Below are 16,893 nucleotides of genomic sequence, written 5' to 3'. Positions count from 1 at the left end.
ACGAGTTTACGACTCAACCGTAACCAGCGTTACAGAGATACTGATGTCGTCTGCACGATGCTAATGTGGCCTTAGGTCGTGCTCACGTAATTGTCAGCAGTTTAAGAAACAGCGTATATCCGCCGCCAGTTCCCGCACCCGTGCTTCTTCGGTATCCCATGAGCACATGAAGCGCGCGCCACCGCTGCCGATGAAGGTGTAGAACCGCCAGCCCTTGTTGCGTAAAGCTTCGAGGGCAGGTTCGGGCATTTGCAGGAAGACGCCATTGGCCTCTACGGGGAACATCAGTTGCACCCCTGGCAAATCGCTCACCAATGACGCCAGCAACTGCGCGCAGCGGTTGGCATGGGCGCTGTAGCGCAGCCAGGCGCCGCCTTCCAGCAGGCCGACCCAGGGGGCGGAGAGGAAGCGCATTTTCGACGCCAGTTGCCCGGCCTGCTTGCAGCGGTAGTCGAAGTCTTCGGCCAGTTGGCGATTGAAGAACAGGATGGCCTCGCCAACCGCCATGCCATTCTTGGTACCGCCAAAGCACAACACATCGACGCCGGCTTTCCAGGTGATTTCTGCCGGGCTGCACCCCAGAAATGCGCAGGCATTGCTGAAGCGCGCACCGTCCATGTGCAGGTTGAGGCCCAGCTCCTTGCAAGTGGTGCTGATGGCCTTCAGCTCGTCGGGCCGGTAGACGGTGCCCACTTCAGTGGCCTGGGTGAGGGTCACCACCCGTGGCTTGGGGTAGTGGATGTCCTGGCGCTTGAGGGCCACTTCGCGGATCGACTGGGGTGTCAGCTTGCCGTTCACACTGGGCGCGGTCAGCAGCTTTGAGCCGTTGGAGAAGAACTCGGGTGCACCGCACTCGTCGGTTTCGACGTGGGCAGTCTCGGAGCAGATCACGCTGTGGTAGCTCTGGCACAGCGAGGCCAGGGCCAGCGAGTTGGCGGCGGTGCCGTTGAAAGCGAAGAACACCTCGCAGTCAGTTTCGAACAGCTTGCGAAAGTGCTCGGCGGCGCGTTCGGTCCACTGGTCGTCGCCATAAGCGCGGTCATGTCCATGGTTGGCCTGCTCCATGGCGGCCCAGGCTTCGGGGCAGATGCCGGAGTAGTTGTCGCTGGCAAATTGTTGGCTCTTGTCTGTCATGGCACTGTCCTTTGAACGACGCAGATCAGCACTCTAAACCATCGTTTCGGCAGTTGCCTATACAAGCTGTGCATTGTTGGGTTTCTGGTTGTCTGGGCTGGCCTCTTCGCAGGTTACCCCCGCTCCCACAGGGCCAGTACAACCTTCAGGGCTCCGCTGTACCAGTGGGAGCGGGTTCACCCGCGAAGAGGCCGTCAGCACCAGCAAAAAAACGAATGTCGTAAACGCGCCATTGCAAGGCGTGCGCAGGCATCTGGCACACCCCGGCCAGCCCTACCATCGCCACAAAGGGTCAAAGTGAACCCTCCGAACAAAAAATGATCGCTGCCGGGAGATACAAGATGTTCAGCAAGCAAGACCAGATCCAGGGTTACGACGATGCACTGCTGGCGGCGATGAGTGCCGAAGAGCAGCGTCAGGAAGACCACATCGAGCTGATCGCCTCGGAGAACTACACGTCCAAGCGCGTGATGCAGGCCCAAGGCAGCGGCCTGACCAACAAATACGCCGAAGGCTACCCAGGCAAGCGCTACTACGGTGGCTGCGAGCATGTCGACAAGGTCGAAGCGCTGGCCATCGAGCGCGCCAAGCAGCTGTTCGGTGCCGACTATGCCAACGTCCAGCCGCACTCCGGCTCCTCGGCCAACAGCGCGGTGTACCTGGCGTTGCTGCAGCCTGGCGACACCATCCTGGGCATGAGCCTGGCCCATGGCGGCCACCTGACCCACGGCGCCAAGGTGTCGTCTTCGGGCAAGCTGTACAACGCCGTGCAGTACGGCATCGACACCGATACCGGCCTGATCGACTACGACGAAGTCGAGCGACTGGCGGTCGAGCACAAGCCCAGAATGATCGTCGCGGGCTTCTCGGCCTACTCCAAGACCCTGGATTTCCCGCGTTTTCGCGCCATCGCCGACAAAGTCGGGGCGCTGTTGTTCGTGGACATGGCCCACGTGGCCGGGCTGGTCGCTGCGGGCCTTTACCCGAACCCGATCCCGTTCGCGGACGTGGTGACCACCACTACCCACAAGACCTTGCGCGGCCCGCGTGGCGGCCTGATCCTGGCCAAGTCGAACGAAGAGATCGAGAAGAAACTCAACGCTGCCGTCTTCCCGGGCGCCCAGGGCGGCCCGCTGATGCACGTGATCGCCGGCAAGGCGGTGTGCTTCAAGGAAGCGCTTGAGCCTGAGTTCAAGAGCTACCAGAAGCAGGTCATCGAAAACGCCCAGGCCATGGCGCAGGTGTTCATCGAACGCGGCTATGACGTGGTTTCCGGTGGCACCGACAACCACCTGTTCCTGGTCAGCCTGATTCGCCAGGGCCTGACTGGCAAAGATGCCGACGCTGCCCTGGGCCGCGCGCACATCACCGTCAACAAGAACGCCGTACCCAACGACCCGCAATCGCCGTTCGTGACCTCGGGCCTGCGCATCGGCACCCCGGCGGTCACCACCCGTGGCTTCAAGGTCGCCCAATGCGTGGCCCTGGCCGGCTGGATCTGCGACGTGCTCGACAACCTCGGTGACGCTGATGTCGAAGCCGATGTGGCCAGCAATGTCGCGGCGCTGTGCGCAGATTTCCCTGTTTACCGCTGAGTGGAGTCCCACACCATGCAACGTTACTCGGGCTTCGGCCTTCTCAAGCACTCCCTCAGCCACCACGAGAACTGGCAGCGCATGTGGCGTACGCCGACACCGAAGAAGGTGTACGACGTGGTCATCGTCGGCGGTGGTGGCCACGGTCTGGCCACGGCCTACTACCTGGCCAAGGAACACGGCATCACCAATGTCGCGGTGATCGAAAAAGGTTACCTGGGCGGCGGCAACACCGCCCGTAACACCACCATCGTGCGCTCCAACTACCTGTGGGACGAGTCGGCCCACCTCTACGAGCACGCCATGAAGCTGTGGGAGGGCCTGTCCCAGGACCTCAACTACAACGTCATGTTCTCCCAGCGCGGCGTGTACAACCTGTGCCATACCCTGCAGGACATGCGTGACTCCGAACGCCGGGTCAGCGCCAACCGCCTCAATGGCGTCGATGGCGAGCTGCTCAATACCGCCCAGGTCGCGGCCGAGATTCCGTACCTGGACTGCTCCAAGAACACCCGTTACCCAATCCTGGGTGCTACCGTGCAGCGCCGTGGCGGCGTTGCCCGTCACGATGCCGTGGCCTGGGGTTACGCCCGTGCCGCCGACGCCCTGGGCGTGGATTTGATCCAGCAGACCGAAGTGACGGGTTTCCGCAAGGAAAACGGCGCGGTCATCGGCGTGGAAACCAACAAGGGCTTCATCGGCGCCAAGCGCGTGGGTGTGGTCACGGCAGGTAACTCCGGCCACATGGCCAAGCTGGCCGGCTTCCGCCTGCCGCTCGAGTCGCACCCCTTGCAGGCACTGGTTTCCGAACCGATCAAGCCCATCATCGACAGCGTCATCATGTCCAACGCCGTGCACGGCTACATCAGCCAGTCGGACAAGGGCGACCTGGTGATCGGTGCGGGTATCGACAGCTGGGTCGGCTACGGCCAGCGTGGTTCTTACCCGGTGATCGAGCACACCTTGCAGGCCATCGTCGAGATGTTCCCCAACCTCTCGCGTGTGCGCATGAACCGCCAATGGGGCGGCATCGTCGACACCTCGCCGGACGCCTGCCCGATCATCACCAAGACCCCGGTCAAGAACATGTTCTTCAACTGCGGATGGGGTACTGGCGGCTTCAAGGCGACCCCAGGTTCGGGCAACGTCTTCGCCGCGAGCCTGGCCAAGGGCGAGATGCACCCACTGGCCGCGCCGTTCTCCATGGACCGCTTCTACAACGGCGCCCTGATCGACGAACACGGCGCTGCCGCCGTCGCCCACTAACCGGAGACACCGTCATGTTGCATATTTTCTGTCCCCACTGCGGCGAGCTGCGCTCCGAAGAAGAGTTCCACGCCTCTGGCCAGGCGCACATTGCCCGCCCGCTGGACCCCAACGCCTGTTCCGACCAGGAGTGGGGCACGTACATGTTCTACCGTGACAACCCGCGCGGTATCCACCACGAACTGTGGGATCACGTTGCCGGCTGCCGTCAGTATTTCAACGTCACCCGTAACACCGAAACCTACGAGATCCTGGAAACCTACAAGATTGGCGAGAAGCCGCAAGTCAGCGCCCGTGAACACACACCGGCGCGCTCGGCTGCTGTAAACGAACGGGGAGTCAACGTATGAGCCAGACCTATCGCCTCGCCAGCGGCGGCCGTATCGACCGCAGCAAGGTGTTGAACTTCACCTTCAACGGCAAGACTTACCAGGGCTATGCCGGCGACAGCCTGGCAGCGGCCCTGCTGGCCAACGGCGTCGACATCGTTGGCCGCAGCTTCAAATACTCGCGTCCGCGCGGCATCATCGCCGCAGGCACCGAGGAGCCGAACGCCATCTTGCAGATCGGCTCCAGCGAAGCCACCCAGATCCCCAACGTGCGCGCCACCCAGCAAGCCCTGTATTCGGGCCTGGTCGCCACCAGCACCAATGGCTGGCCGAACGTCAACAATGACGTCATGGGTATCCTCGGCAAGGTGGGCGGCAGCATGATGCCGCCGGGCTTCTACTACAAAACCTTCATGTACCCCAAGTCGTTCTGGATGACGTACGAGAAGTACATCCGCAAGGCAGCCGGCCTTGGCCGCGCGCCGCTGCAGAATGATCCGGACAGCTATGACTACATGAACCAGCACTGCGACGTGCTGATCGTCGGTGCAGGGCCTGCGGGCCTGGCGGCGGCCCTTGCCGCTGCGCGCAGCGGTGCTCGCGTGATCCTGGCGGACGAGCAGGAAGAATTCGGTGGCAGCCTGCTGGACACCCGTGAAACCCTCGACGGCAAGCCGGCCGCTGAATGGGTCAGTGGCGTCATCAAGGAGCTCGAAGGCCTGCCGGAAGTGACCTTGCTGCCACGCGCCACGGTCAACGGCTACCACGACCACAACTTCCTGACCATCCATGAGCGCCTCACCGACCACCTGGGCGACCGTGCTCCGCTCGGTCAGGTGCGCCACCGCGTGCACCGTGTACGGGCCAAACGTGTGGTACTGGCCACCGGCGCCCATGAGCGCCCGCTGGTGTACGGCAACAACGACGTGCCGGGCAACATGCTGGCCGGCGCCGTTTCGACCTACGTTCGTCGCTACGGCGTAGCACCTGGCCGCAAGCTGGTGCTGTCGACCAACAACGACCACGCCTACCGTACCGCGCTGGACTGGCACGATGCTGGGCTGCAAGTGGTGGCCATCGCCGATGCGCGCCACAACCCACGTGGCTCGCTGGTCGAAGAAGCGCGCGCCAAGGGTATTCGTATCCTCACCTCCAGTGCCGTCATCGAAGCCAAAGGCAGCAAGCACGTCACTGGCGCTCGTGTGGCGGCCATCGATGTGCAGGCCCACAAGGTCACCAGCCCTGGTGAAACCCTCGAGTGCGATTTGATCGCCACCTCCGGGGGCTATAGCCCTGTGGTTCACCTGGCTTCGCACCTGGGCGGCCGTCCGGTATGGCGTGAAGACATCCTGGGCTTCGTGCCGGGCAATGCCCCGCAAAAGCGCGAGTGCGTTGGCGGCATCAACGGTGTCTATCCGCTGGGCGATGCCATTGCCGACGGCTTCGAAGGCGGCGTGCGTGCAGCCACCGAAGCAGGCTTCAAGGCAACCGTAGGCACCTTGCCGAAAACCGTTTCGCGCAAGGAAGACGCCACCCTGGCGCTGTTCCAGGTGCCACACGACAAGGGCACCGCCCGTGCGCCGAAGCAGTTCGTCGATCAGCAGAACGACGTCACGGCCGCTGCCATCGAGCTGGCTACCCGTGAAGGCTTCGAGTCGGTCGAGCACGTCAAGCGCTACACCGCGCTGGGCTTCGGTACCGACCAGGGCAAGCTGGGCAACATCAACGGCCTGGCCATTGCGGCGCGTTCGATGGGCATCACCATCCCGCAAATGGGCACCACCATGTTCCGCCCCAACTACACGCCGGTGACGTTCGGCGCGGTGGCGGGTCGTCACTGTGGGCACCTGTTCGAGCCCGTGCGCTTTACGGCCCTGCATGCCTGGCACGTGAAGAACGGCGCCGAGTTCGAAGACGTCGGCCAGTGGAAGCGCCCGTGGTACTTCCCCAAGGCCGGTGAAGACATTCACGCCGCCGTTGCCCGTGAGTGCAAGGCGGTGCGTGACAGCGTCGGCTTCCTGGACGCCTCCACTCTGGGCAAGATCGATATCCAGGGCCCGGATTCGCGCGAGTTCCTCAACCGCGTGTACACCAACGCCTGGACCAAGCTCGATGTGGGCAAGGCGCGCTATGGCCTGATGTGCAAGGAAGACGGCATGGTGTTCGACGACGGCGTAACCGCCTGCGTCGGCGACAACCACTTCATCATGACCACCACCACTGGCGGCGCGGCGCGCGTGTTGCAGTGGCTGGAGTTGTACCACCAGACCGAGTGGCCGGACCTTAAGGTGTACTTCACCTCGGTGACCGACCACTGGGCGACCATGACCCTGTCCGGGCCGAACAGCCGCAAGCTGCTCAGCGAGTTGACCGACATCGACATGGACAAGGAAGCCTTCCCGTTCATGACCTGGAAGGAAGGCAACGTCGGCGGTGTGCCGGCCCGTGTATTCCGTATCTCGTTCACTGGTGAACTGTCGTACGAAATCAACGTGCAGGCCAACTACGCCATGGGCGTGCTGGAGCAGATCGTCGAGGCAGGCAAGAAGTACAACCTGACCCCGTACGGCACCGAGACCATGCACGTGTTGCGTGCCGAGAAGGGCTTCATCATCGTCGGCCAGGACACGGACGGCTCGATGACCCCGGACGACCTGAACATGAGCTGGTGCGTAGGGCGCAACAAGCCCTATTCGTGGATCGGCCTGCGCGGCATGAACCGTGAAGACTGCGTGCGTGAAAACCGCAAGCAGCTGGTTGGCCTGAAACCGATCGACCCGAACCAGTGGCTGCCCGAGGGCGCTCAGTTGGTGTTCGATCCGAAGCAGCCCATCCCGATGGACATGGTTGGTCACGTCACTTCCAGCTACGCCGCCAACTCCCTGGGCTATTCGTTCGCCATGGGCGTGGTCAAAGGTGGCTTGAAGCGCATGGGCGAGCGTGTCTACTCGCCTCAGGCTGATGGCAGCGTGATCGAGGCAGAAATCGTGTCTTCGGTGTTCTTCGATCCGAAGGGTGAGCGGCAGAACGTTTGACTCCGGGCCCCTGGGGGAGCAGGCCAGGCCGATCGCCGGCAAGCCGGCTCCTGCAGGCGCGGTGCAGACATCAAGGTTCATGCGCTTCTAGTAGGCGCAGGCTCACCGGCGATGAGGCCGGCGGAGCTTTCTGGACCGGATGCCTGCATCCCATCGACGAACAAGAATTCTAGGCAGGTATGAAATGAGCGCTATCAACGTCTTCGAGCAAAACCCCGGTGCCTCGGCCAAGGCCGAGTCGCCATTGCACCACGCCGACCTGGCAAGCCTGGTGGGCAAGGGCCGCAACAACGCCGGCGTGACCCTGCGCGAGCGTAAGTTCCTCGGCCATCTGACCCTGCGTGGCAACGGCCATGATCCCGCCTTTGCCGGTGGCGTACACAAGGCCCTTGGCCTGGAGTTGCCGGTGGCATTGACCGTTGTGGCCAGCGGCGACCTGTCGCTGCAATGGGTCGGCCCTGATGAGTGGCTGCTGATCGTCCCGGGTGGACAGGAAGTGGCGATCGAGCAGAAGTTGCGCGATGCCCTGGAAGGGCAACACATCCAGGTGGTCAACGTCAGCGGTGGGCAGAGCCTGCTGGAACTGCGCGGCCCGAACGTGCGTGAAGTGCTGATGAAATCCACCAGCTACGACGTGCATCCGAACAACTTCCCGGTCGGCAAGGCTGTCGGTACGGTGTTCGCCAAGTCGCAGCTGGTGATTCGGCGCACCGCCGAAGACACCTGGGAACTGGTCATCCGCCGCAGCTTCTCCGATTACTGGTGGCTGTGGCTGCAGGACGCATCGGCCGAGTACGGACTGGCCATCGAGGCTTAAGGAGAACCACCATGAGTCGGGCACCGGATACCTGGATTCTCACCGCCGACTGCCCGAGCATGCTCGGTACCGTCGACGTGGTGACGCGTTACCTCTTCGAGCAACGCTGCTACGTGACGGAGCACCACTCCTTCGATGATCGGCTGTCAGGGCGCTTCTTCATTCGCGTGGAGTTTCGCGTGCCTGATGGCTTCGACGAAGACGGGTTGCGTGCAGGCCTTGCCGAGCGCAGCGAGGCGTTTGGCATGGCGTTCGAGCTGACGGCGCCCAACCATCGCCCCAAGGTGGTGATCATGGTCTCCAAGGCCGATCATTGCCTGAACGACCTGCTGTATCGCCAGCGCATCGGTCAACTGGGCATGGACGTGGTGGCAGTGGTTTCCAACCACCCCGACCTCGAGCCTTTGGCACACTGGCACAAGATTCCCTACTACCACTTCGCGCTCGATCCCAAAGACAAGCCTGCGCAGGAGCGCAAGGTGTTGCAGGTGATCGAACAGACCGGCGTAGAGCTGGTTATCCTTGCCCGCTACATGCAGGTGCTCTCGCCCGAACTGTGCCGGCAGCTCGATGGCCGCGCGATCAACATCCACCATTCACTGCTACCCGGTTTCAAAGGCGCCAAGCCATACCACCAGGCGTACAACAAGGGTGTGAAGATGGTCGGGGCCACGGCGCACTACATCAACAACGACCTGGACGAAGGGCCGATCATCGCCCAGGGCGTGGAGGTGGTGGACCATACCTATTACCCCGAGGACCTGATCGCCAAGGGACGAGACATCGAGTGCCTGACCCTGGCGCGGGCGGTGGGGTATCACATAGAAAGACGGGTGTTTCTGAACGCCAATCGGACGGTTGTGCTCTGACCGGTTGTGCTGGCTGTTTGGACATCAGGGCAGTTGACGCCCGTGTGGGAGCCGGCATGCTGGCTATGAGCCATAAAAATTAGATGGGTCGTGTCGACGGCTGTAAAAAGGGCTTTGGCGAATATCGATAGTTCTCTGAACGAAGTCGGGTATCAGTCCAGGTGGAGGACTGGATGATCGACTTTCAGCGGGCGTCGAGTCCCTTGACGAGTTCGCTGAAGATGCAGGGGAGTGGGGCTGCTGCGGGTAGGGGCCTGATGACTGCGAAGTTTGAATGGGTGTGATCACGGCCGTGGGTTTTGGGTTTGTATTTACGTTGAATATAAATGAGTCACTTCTGGGGTCCTCTATCCAGTCAGACCTAGGGCTGGGATTAGGGTTGTCAGAACGTAATACGGCCTGCCGGGGTAAAAGCCCAACGGGTTTCCTTGACGCAGACGGTTGTGCGGCCGCCACCGTGTTGTTGTTCGTTAAGTTTGACAGCCTGGTGGTGGGAGGCGGTGAGTGGCGGGGTCGTCGGGTACTTGCATTAGGAGCATTCACGGACGGCTTGGCGCTCCTCCCTAAGCCTTTCATTTTTCCGCTGGGGTCTATGTAGTTGACTGGATCCCCTTCACAGTAACAGTAAGTATTCAAACCGCCCGCTTCGAAAGGGCTCAACCTATCGGGTGTATTGAAGCGCATTCTCGCCGGACTGAAACAGCGATGGCCTTGGCCAAGGGCGTAGTCATCTTGCAACGCAATTAGTACTTCGCCGTTAAACCCCAGCAGCGTCATGGAGGAAGGCAGTTTCGGATCGTACCCGTAAGCTGTGTAGTGGTGTGGTTCGTTCTGACCAGCACAGCCGGCCCGCAGTACGGTCCCGCTCCCCTCGGCTGCGAGCAGGCTCATGGCCAGTTGTCCTGATAGTTGTTCGGCTAAGGGCGTGCCTGCGATGCGAAAAACAGAGCGGTGGTCGCCGCTCTGTTGCACTGCGATGAGCCTGTTAGCCTGGTAGAAATAAAGCAAACGGTTCGTTGTCGTCATGATGAACGTCTCTGTGCAACGGATGTGTGCGGTTGACACACGTCCATTTTGAACACCCACCGTGCCTCTACCACTGGCAAAACTAATAGGTTGCCAAACGGGCCACGGTGAAAAAGTATCCCCCTGCTGTTTCCAGCCACCGCACAGTGGCTTAACACTTCAATGACATGGGCTGCCCATGGAGGGTGACGCGTTCACCACCGCTGCCTGAATACAAATAATGTCAGGTAGCGGCTTGGCTGCGACCGCTCACCCTCCAGGCGGTAGGCGCCGCAAACAGATATACCCCTGTCGCAACCAGTCACTGCGACATCGCCCATCGAGCCCACAATTCCCCCATCCAGTAACACATGCCGCCCATGGATGGCGGCGCGTTCACCACCGCTGCATAAATACAAATAAAGCGAGGTAAGAGCATGTCTGGCAATCGTGGAGTGGTGTATCTCGGCGCGGGCAAGGTCGAGGTGCAGAAAATCGACTACCCGAAAATGCAAGACCCACGCGGCAAGAAGATCGAGCACGGCGTGATCCTCAAGGTGGTTTCCACCAACATCTGCGGTTCCGACCAGCACATGGTCCGCGGCCGTACCACTGCCCAGGTCGGCCTGGTGCTGGGCCACGAAATCACTGGCGAAATCGTCGAGAAGGGCAGTGACGTCGAGCGTATGCAGATCGGCGACCTGGTCTCGGTACCGTTCAACGTCGCCTGTGGTCGCTGCCGCTCCTGCAAGGAAATGCACACTGGCGTCTGCCTGACCGTCAACCCGGCCCGTGCCGGTGGTGCGTACGGCTATGTCGACATGGGTGACTGGACGGGTGGCCAGGCCGAATACGTGCTGGTGCCGTACGCCGACTTCAACCTGCTCAAGCTACCTGAGCGCGACAAGGCCATGGAAAAGATCCGTGACCTGACGTGCCTGTCCGATATTCTGCCGACCGGCTACCACGGTGCGGTGACCGCTGGGGTCGGCCCTGGCAGCACCGTCTACGTGGCCGGTGCCGGCCCAGTAGGCCTGGCTGCTGCCGCTTCGGCCCGCCTGCTGGGCGCTGCCTGCGTCATCGTCGGTGACCTGAACCCTGCGCGCCTGGCCCACGCCAAGTCCCAGGGTTTCGAAGTGGTCGACCTGTCCAAGGACACGCCGCTTCACGAACAGATCGTGGACATTCTTGGCGAGCCGGAAGTGGATTGCGCCGTCGATGCCGTAGGCTTCGAAGCTCGCGGCCATGGCCATGAAGGCGCCAAGCATGAGGCACCGGCAACTGTGTTGAACTCGCTGATGCAGGTGACCCGTGTGGCTGGGCAGATCGGTATTCCCGGCCTGTACGTGACCGAAGACCCGGGTGCGGTGGACGCCGCTGCAAAAATCGGTGCACTGAGCATCCGCTTCGGCCTGGGCTGGGCCAAGTCGCACAGCTTCCACACCGGCCAGACCCCGACCATGAAGTACAACCGCCAGCTGATGCAGGCGATCATGTGGGACCGCATCAACATTGCCGAAGTGGTGGGCGTGCAGGTGATCAACCTGGATCAGGCGCCGGAAGGGTATGGCGAGTTCGATGCGGGTGTGCCGAAGAAGTTTGTGATTGACCCGCATAAGATGTGGGGGGCGGCGTAAGGAGTTTTGCTTAACAAGAGCCCCTCAGATTGAGGGGCTTTTTTCATATCTGGCCCTGTGGTTGAAAAAACGGGGACTGCCCCTAGGCTCTGTGTGAAAAGCCTTGATACTCGGTGATGCTGCGTTGAAAACAGCCTCGGAATGCTCATTTACAACCCGTAAACTCCGCTTCCTCGGCTGTTTTCGCCTTGCCTGACCTTCGTCTCAAGACTTTTCACACAGAGCCTAGTAAGAGTGACATCACGCGGCGCAGCGGATTCCCATCAGGCTGCAAGCAGTTCTCGGATACGAGTGCGCTCACTGCGTAGTTCATTAATATCTCGCCTATAATAGTCTGGAATATACAGGTTTCTGCGCTTAAGCTCTCTACGTGCCATTTTCAGTCTTTTATGTCGGGAATTGATTTCTTCAAGTTCAGCTCGATATTTTTGGATTTCAGGAGGCTGAAGGAGTTTAGGTCTTTCGTAGCTGGGTGGTTTACTTTGTTCTACAAATTTCCCAGTGGGCGATAGGGTAGGAGTAACCAATCGCTTGTGTCCAGCTGGTAGCCGCTTTGAATAGCTTGGTAGAGTGCCTGGATCGTAGGAGGGTGGAGTACCTGATGTCGAGAAAGCATGGGGATGGGTAGTGAGATAAGGAGGTGCATCTCGTCGATAGCTTGTATTGACTTGCGCAGGGCTGTCTAGTTGAGCCAGTATTTGTGATCGACTTTGGAGCATTGGTTTTTGCTGTCGTCTCAAAATAGTAAGGCGCACTCCAACATGACCTGAAGGGTCAGCGCTGTTAATCGGGTCATTGGCACAGTAGCAATAGGCATTAATGCCGCCGGCATAAAATGGACTTAAGCTATCAGGTGATAGGAATCGCATCAAATAATTCCAATAAGCCCTATATCCGGCGCCGAGAATGTAAAATCCCGTGAAAACATCCGCAGGTTCACCATTAAATTCAAGAATGGAACTTGGTGATAACGTCTTGTTTGAGTAGCCGTACGCAGTGTAAGTTCGCATTTTATGATTGTTCATTTTCTCACCTTTCGAACCTGATAAGTCACATCGGTCAGCTTCTGGCATTCCATGACAGGTATCAACTAGTAGAAATATCAGGTAGGTCGCCTCTGCAAGCCATCCCGAAGCCCCGTCAGTTGGCTGGGAACAATCCCCCTTAAGGTCAGTCTAAAGCCTCGTTTCCTAGGCCAGCCCGGCCCATGAGGTCCCTCCCGATGAAAGCATCCACCCTGGTAACCCTGATGACCTTGGCCGCAAGCCCGGTGTTTGCCTTCAATCTCAGCGATGCCGCCAATGCCGTGTCGACCGTGCAGAACCAGAAACAGCAGGGCCAGGTGCAGGCGCCCGAGGCGCAGGCCAACCTGCTCAACATATTGGGCAGCGAATTGAAGATCACCCCCGAACAGGCCGTGGGCGGGGCGGGAGCGATGATGGGGTTGGCGCGTAACAACCTCAGCAGCGAGGACTATGGCCAGTTGGCCAAGGCGGTACCGGGGCTGGACCTGCTGGCCGGGGCCAATGCGCTGGTTGGCTTGAGCGGGCTGGGTGAAATGCTGGGCAAGAACAGCGAAAGCCAGTTGGCCTTGAGCAATGCCTTGGGCAACGACGTGGAAAACCGCAGCGACCTGGATAATGCGTTCAAGGCGCTGGGTATGGATACCGGGATGATCGGGCAGTTCGCGCCGTTGCTGCTGCAGTACCTGGGGCAGCAGGGGATAGCCGGGTCGTTGTTGCAGAATCTGGGTAGTCTATGGACTATGCCAGCAGCGGCAGCCACTCCGTCGGTGTGAAATAGCGTGCTTTATCGGCGGATTTGTTGCAGGCGTAACTGGATTGCTTCCTTTTCCAACTGCACTTCGCGGAGGCTGTGATTGATCGACTCAAGCCGGCGCCGATAAGCGGGTAAGAGGTTATACGCTCGATAGGTGCTTCGAGTGACAGGGCTCCAGAGTTGATTGAGGTCGTTATTCAGTAACTCATTAAAGGCATGAAGCCGATTCATTTTGTTGATAAGTTTTTTTCGCTCTTGGTACTCCCTGTAATGAGCAGGGCGGTTCCTATCAGAGATGGTGTCTCCCGCAAAACTCACGCTTTTTGCCTTCTTCTCCATTTTGATCGCAAGGGCGGCGGGTTGCTCGTTGCGTCTATTTATTCTGGTAGAGGGTTGCTGTTTGGCACGGCCCGATTGAACAGGCTTCAGCTTATTGATGGCCGCATTCAGTTGCGCTGGCGTCGGAGCATGCCCTGAGTCGTCTAGGTAATTAATGGGATCACCCTTGCAATAAACATAGGTATTAAACCCTCCTTCTAGAAACGGACTGAGGTCGTCTGGCCCTTGGAAACGCATCAATGTCGGGCTGTAGCAACGGTAGCCTTGACCCAAGGCATACCCATAAGTAAACGGATCGTACCGCTCACCATTGAAGCCAAGCATGGATGCAGGGCTTGCTTGATTTTGGTAGTACCCGTAAGGGCAATAGGCACGCAGCGCTGCTGACACAGGGTTTGGCCTTGCAAGTCGGTAAGCCTGAGTCTTGGCGCTTTCGAGGCCCGGTACAACTAGCAGAATTACTAGTGCACGCCGCTGGCTTCAGACTACTTCAGGGGAGCCGCCCTGGCGTAGCGGCTCCGGAATTTCAGCTTCGCCTCGGAGATTGCCGGGACAGCTGCGCGGCCCTTTCCGACCGGTCCGGCGCCCCGGCAAGGCCGCTCAAGGGGCCGCGCAGGCCGCGAGATGATTGGGTCAGGCAGCCTCGGTGAAGTCCACCAGGCGCACCGGGCGGCGGAAGCCGGCGGTCAGCACTGCCAGGTATGCCAGCCCCAGCGCAAACCAGCACAGGCCAATCACCAAGGTCAGCGCCGACAGACTGGTCCACAGCCACAGCGTCAACCCCAAGCCCACCAGTGGCACTACGCCATAGCTCAATAGCCCTTTCGCAGTGCGCAGGCTGGCATCGTCCATCAGATGCGTCTTCACCACCGCCAGGTTCACCGCCGAGAACGCCACCAAGGCGCCGAAGCTGATCAGCGAGGCCAGGGTGGACAAGTCGATCACCAGCGCCAGCAGTGAGAACGCCGACACCACCACGATGGCGAATACCGGTGTACCGAGGCGTGGCGACAGGTGACCGAAGGTGCGCTGCGGCAGCACCCGGTCACGGCCCATGGTGTAGAGGATGCGCGACACTGCGGCCTGCGATGCCAAGGCCGAGCCGAGGCTACCGGCGACATAAGCGGCAGTGAAGAAGTTGGCCAGGAACTGCCCGCCTGCCTTGAGCATGACCTCGTTCGCAGCAGCATCGGCATTGGCGAAGGTGCTGCCTGGCAGCACCAGTTGGCTCACATAGGCCAGCACGGTGAACAGCAGGCCGGCGAACAGCGTGGTGAGGATGATTGCCCGAGGCACGTCCCGCCGAGCATCGCGGCTTTCCTCGGCGAGGGTGGAGACGGCATCGAACCCCAGGAAGGACAGGCATAGCACTGCCGCGCCTGCCATCATCGGACCAAAGCCAGGTGCGCTACCGTCACCGTGCAGCGGCGCCAGCCAGTCGATGGGCTGGCCGTGGTTGAGGGTCTGCCAGGACAGCGCGATGAACACCCCAATGAAGACGATTTGCGCGCCCACGATCAGATTGCTGGTCTTGGCCACCGAGCTGATACCGACCACGTTGAGAACGGTCACCAAGGCGATGCAGGCGAGTACGAAAGCCCAGGCCGGCACTGCTGGGAAGGCGATGTTCAGGAACAGGCCGATGAGCAGGTAGTTGATCATCGGCAGGAACAGGTAGTCGAGCAGTAGCGACCAGCCCGCCAGAAAGCCTGTGTTCTGGCCGAAAGCCATGTGGGTGTAGGAGTAGGCCGAACCTGCGACAGGAAAGCGTTTGACCATGAAGCTGTAGGACGCGGCTGTGAACAGCATGGCCATCAGCGTGATCAGATAGGCGCCTGCCGTGCGGCCACCGGTAAGCTCGGTGACGATGCCGTAGGTGGTGAAGATGGTCAGCGGGACCATGTACACCAGGCCGAAGAATACCAGGGCAGGAAGGCCCAGAACTCGACGGAGCTGGGGTGGGACTGAGCTTGATGGTTGGGTCATCGGTCGATCCAGAGTTTTTGTAGTTGTCTGTGATCGATCTTTATCCACAAAAGGGGTGTGTGACAAGAAGTATCAGGAGGCCGAATAAAAGCTTGGCGGGCATTGGCAGGCTGTTCCAGCGTCAAGTAGCCCTACCGCCTGAATGTCCCGATGGCTGTCATGATCCTTCAGGCCCCGGCTTGCCGGCGCTAGAGCCACAGAAGCAATAAAGTGCATTCATTCCCAACGCAACCGCTCGATCCGCTCATCCTTTTCCAGCCACAGCTGGTTCACCCACGCCTGAACTGTCTGACGGAAAACAGGATCGCTTTCGTAATCGCCCGCCCATAGCGCTGAATCGAGCTCGCGCACCTGAATGTCGATAATTACCCGGCTGACACTGCCATTGAGCAAGTCCCAGAAACCTGGCGCCTTTTCGCCTGGGTACACAATGGTGACGTCCAGCAACGCATCGAGCTGCTCACCCAGCGCTGCGAGCACGAACGCCACGCCACCGGCCTTGGGCTTTAGCAGATGGCGGTAGGGTGAGTGCTGCGCCTGGCGCTTGGCCTCGGTGAAGCGGGTGCCTTCCAGGTAATTGACCACGGTCACCGGTTGGCGCTTGAACAGCTCGCAGGCAGCCTTGGTGATTTCCAGATCCTTGCCCTTGAGCTCGGGGTGCTTCTCCAGAAAGGCCTTGCTGTAGCGCTTCATGAACGGATAGTCCAGGCCCCACCATGCCAGGCCCAGCAGCGGCACCCAGATCAATTCCTTTTTCAGGAAGAACTTGAAGAAGGGGGTGCGTCGGTTGAGGCTCTCGATCAAGGCGGGAATGTCCACCCAGCTCTGGTGGTTGCTGATTGCAAGGTACGAGGTGTCACGGCGCAGGTTTTCGATACCGCGAATGTCCCATTGGGTGGGTGTGCACAAGGCAAAGATGGCTTTGTCGATTTCCGACCAGGTTTCGGCCACCCACATCACGGCCCCTGATGCACGGTCGCGCCCACGGCCAGGTAGCACCAGTTTGAACAAGGCGAACACCAGCAGGGGCCCGATCAACACCAAGGTGTTGAGCAGCAGCAAGGTGGCTGTGAGTATGCCGGTCAGCACGCGACGCATAAGG

The 16,893-nt window shown here is 60.2% G+C and carries 14 protein-coding genes; 8 read left to right on the top strand and 6 right to left on the bottom strand.

The genetic code is table 11. From position 1 onward, the window contains the following. Positions 1–93 precede the first annotated feature (93 nt). Positions 94–1,134 (bottom strand): low specificity L-threonine aldolase, encoded by a 1,041-nt coding sequence (locus FS767_RS02165; RefSeq protein WP_144964033.1) that lies wholly within the window; start codon positions 1,132–1,134, stop codon positions 94–96. Between the two features lie 341 nt (positions 1,135–1,475). On the opposite strand from FS767_RS02165, the gene FS767_RS02160 reads away from it, so the two are divergent. The 6 genes from FS767_RS02160 to purU all read left to right on the top strand — a co-directional run bounded on the left by FS767_RS02160 (position 1,476) and on the right by purU (position 9,045). Beyond that, on the top strand, positions 1,476–2,729 hold the full coding sequence (locus tag FS767_RS02160; protein ID WP_058602972.1) for a serine hydroxymethyltransferase: 1,254 nt from the start codon (positions 1,476–1,478) through the stop codon (positions 2,727–2,729). Positions 2,730–2,744: 15 nt separating this feature from the next. Further along, positions 2,745–3,995 (top strand): sarcosine oxidase subunit beta family protein, encoded by a 1,251-nt coding sequence (locus FS767_RS02155; RefSeq protein ID WP_023532460.1) that lies wholly within the window; start codon positions 2,745–2,747, stop codon positions 3,993–3,995. A 14-nt stretch (positions 3,996–4,009) separates the two neighbouring features. Further along, the gene (locus FS767_RS02150) at positions 4,010–4,345 is read left to right on the top strand and encodes a sarcosine oxidase subunit delta (protein WP_027913567.1); all 336 of its coding nucleotides are present in this window, start codon (positions 4,010–4,012) and stop codon (positions 4,343–4,345) included. Beyond that, positions 4,342–7,359 carry a sarcosine oxidase subunit alpha gene (locus tag FS767_RS02145; protein WP_058602974.1) on the top strand — a complete coding sequence of 1,006 codons (3,018 nt, stop codon included), beginning with the start codon at positions 4,342–4,344 and terminating at the stop codon, positions 7,357–7,359. The genes FS767_RS02150 and FS767_RS02145 overlap by 4 nt, the downstream gene beginning before the upstream one ends. Positions 7,360–7,543: 184 nt before the next feature. Next, positions 7,544–8,176, top strand: coding sequence for a sarcosine oxidase subunit gamma (locus tag FS767_RS02140; RefSeq protein ID WP_058602975.1), 633 nt, complete (start codon positions 7,544–7,546; stop codon positions 8,174–8,176). Between the two features lie 11 nt (positions 8,177–8,187). Continuing rightward, positions 8,188–9,045, top strand: coding sequence for a formyltetrahydrofolate deformylase (gene purU, locus FS767_RS02135; protein WP_144964032.1), 858 nt, complete (start codon positions 8,188–8,190; stop codon positions 9,043–9,045). Positions 9,046–9,108: 63 nt separating this feature from the next. Here purU and FS767_RS02130 read toward each other — a convergent pair whose 3' ends face one another. Beyond that, positions 9,109–9,936: an RHS repeat-associated core domain-containing protein gene (locus FS767_RS02130; RefSeq protein WP_256674221.1), complete on the bottom strand. Its 828-nt coding sequence runs from the start codon at positions 9,934–9,936 to the stop codon at positions 9,109–9,111. Positions 9,937–10,487: 551 nt separating this feature from the next. Between FS767_RS02130 and fdhA the strand changes: the two genes are divergently transcribed. Continuing rightward, positions 10,488–11,687 carry a formaldehyde dehydrogenase, glutathione-independent gene (gene fdhA / locus FS767_RS02125; protein WP_023532721.1) on the top strand — a complete coding sequence of 400 codons (1,200 nt, stop codon included), beginning with the start codon at positions 10,488–10,490 and terminating at the stop codon, positions 11,685–11,687. Positions 11,688–11,950: 263 nt separating this feature from the next. On the opposite strand, the gene FS767_RS02120 is transcribed toward fdhA, so the two are convergent. Then, positions 11,951–12,712, bottom strand: a complete 762-nt coding sequence (locus FS767_RS02120) for an RHS repeat-associated core domain-containing protein (RefSeq protein WP_240928467.1) — start codon at positions 12,710–12,712, stop codon at positions 11,951–11,953. Positions 12,713–12,909: 197 nt separating this feature from the next. Here FS767_RS02120 and FS767_RS02115 point away from each other — a divergent pair, with 197 nt between their 5' ends. After that, positions 12,910–13,485, top strand: a complete 576-nt coding sequence (locus FS767_RS02115) for a DUF2780 domain-containing protein (protein WP_144964029.1) — start codon at positions 12,910–12,912, stop codon at positions 13,483–13,485. Between the two features lie 11 nt (positions 13,486–13,496). Here the strand turns inward: FS767_RS02115 and FS767_RS02110 are convergent, their stop codons facing one another. The 3 genes from FS767_RS02110 to FS767_RS02100 all read right to left on the bottom strand — a co-directional run bounded on the left by FS767_RS02110 (position 13,497) and on the right by FS767_RS02100 (position 16,889). After that, on the bottom strand, positions 13,497–14,195 hold the full coding sequence (locus tag FS767_RS02110; RefSeq protein WP_256674220.1) for an RHS repeat-associated core domain-containing protein: 699 nt from the start codon (positions 14,193–14,195) through the stop codon (positions 13,497–13,499). A 243-nt stretch (positions 14,196–14,438) separates the two neighbouring features. Then, positions 14,439–15,791, bottom strand: a complete 1,353-nt coding sequence (locus tag FS767_RS02105; protein ID WP_144964028.1) for an APC family permease — start codon at positions 15,789–15,791, stop codon at positions 14,439–14,441. A gap of 216 nt (positions 15,792–16,007) precedes the next feature. After that, a complete protein-coding gene (locus tag FS767_RS02100) occupies positions 16,008–16,889 on the bottom strand; it encodes an acyltransferase (RefSeq protein WP_144964027.1) in 882 nt (293 codons plus the stop codon). Positions 16,890–16,893 lie beyond the last annotated feature (4 nt).

This window comes from Pseudomonas sp. DE0010, from assembly GCF_007680745.1.
GTDB classification, from domain to species: domain Bacteria; phylum Pseudomonadota; class Gammaproteobacteria; order Pseudomonadales; family Pseudomonadaceae; genus Aquipseudomonas; species Aquipseudomonas parafulva_B.
Note: the sequence above shows the minus strand (reverse complement) of the source record. Positions and strands in the feature narration are given on the sequence as shown.

Excerpts from the sequence above, each read along its gene's own strand:
- FS767_RS02165 (WP_144964033.1), bottom strand. The coding sequence starts at position 1,134 with ATGACAGACAAGAGCCAACAATTTGCCAGCGACAACTACTCCGGCATC.
- FS767_RS02160 (WP_058602972.1), top strand. The coding sequence starts at position 1,476 with ATGTTCAGCAAGCAAGACCAGATCCAGGGTTACGACGATGCACTGCTG.
- FS767_RS02155 (WP_023532460.1), top strand. The coding sequence starts at position 2,745 with ATGCAACGTTACTCGGGCTTCGGCCTTCTCAAGCACTCCCTCAGCCAC.
- FS767_RS02150 (WP_027913567.1), top strand. The coding sequence starts at position 4,010 with ATGTTGCATATTTTCTGTCCCCACTGCGGCGAGCTGCGCTCCGAAGAA.
- FS767_RS02145 (WP_058602974.1), top strand. The coding sequence starts at position 4,342 with ATGAGCCAGACCTATCGCCTCGCCAGCGGCGGCCGTATCGACCGCAGC.
- FS767_RS02140 (WP_058602975.1), top strand. The coding sequence starts at position 7,544 with ATGAGCGCTATCAACGTCTTCGAGCAAAACCCCGGTGCCTCGGCCAAG.
- purU (WP_144964032.1), top strand. The coding sequence starts at position 8,188 with ATGAGTCGGGCACCGGATACCTGGATTCTCACCGCCGACTGCCCGAGC.
- FS767_RS02130 (WP_256674221.1), bottom strand. The coding sequence starts at position 9,936 with ATGAGCCTGCTCGCAGCCGAGGGGAGCGGGACCGTACTGCGGGCCGGC.
- fdhA (WP_023532721.1), top strand. The coding sequence starts at position 10,488 with ATGTCTGGCAATCGTGGAGTGGTGTATCTCGGCGCGGGCAAGGTCGAG.
- FS767_RS02120 (WP_240928467.1), bottom strand. The coding sequence starts at position 12,712 with ATGAACAATCATAAAATGCGAACTTACACTGCGTACGGCTACTCAAAC.
- FS767_RS02115 (WP_144964029.1), top strand. The coding sequence starts at position 12,910 with ATGAAAGCATCCACCCTGGTAACCCTGATGACCTTGGCCGCAAGCCCG.
- FS767_RS02105 (WP_144964028.1), bottom strand. The coding sequence starts at position 15,791 with ATGACCCAACCATCAAGCTCAGTCCCACCCCAGCTCCGTCGAGTTCTG.
- FS767_RS02100 (WP_144964027.1), bottom strand. The coding sequence starts at position 16,889 with ATGCGTCGCGTGCTGACCGGCATACTCACAGCCACCTTGCTGCTGCTC.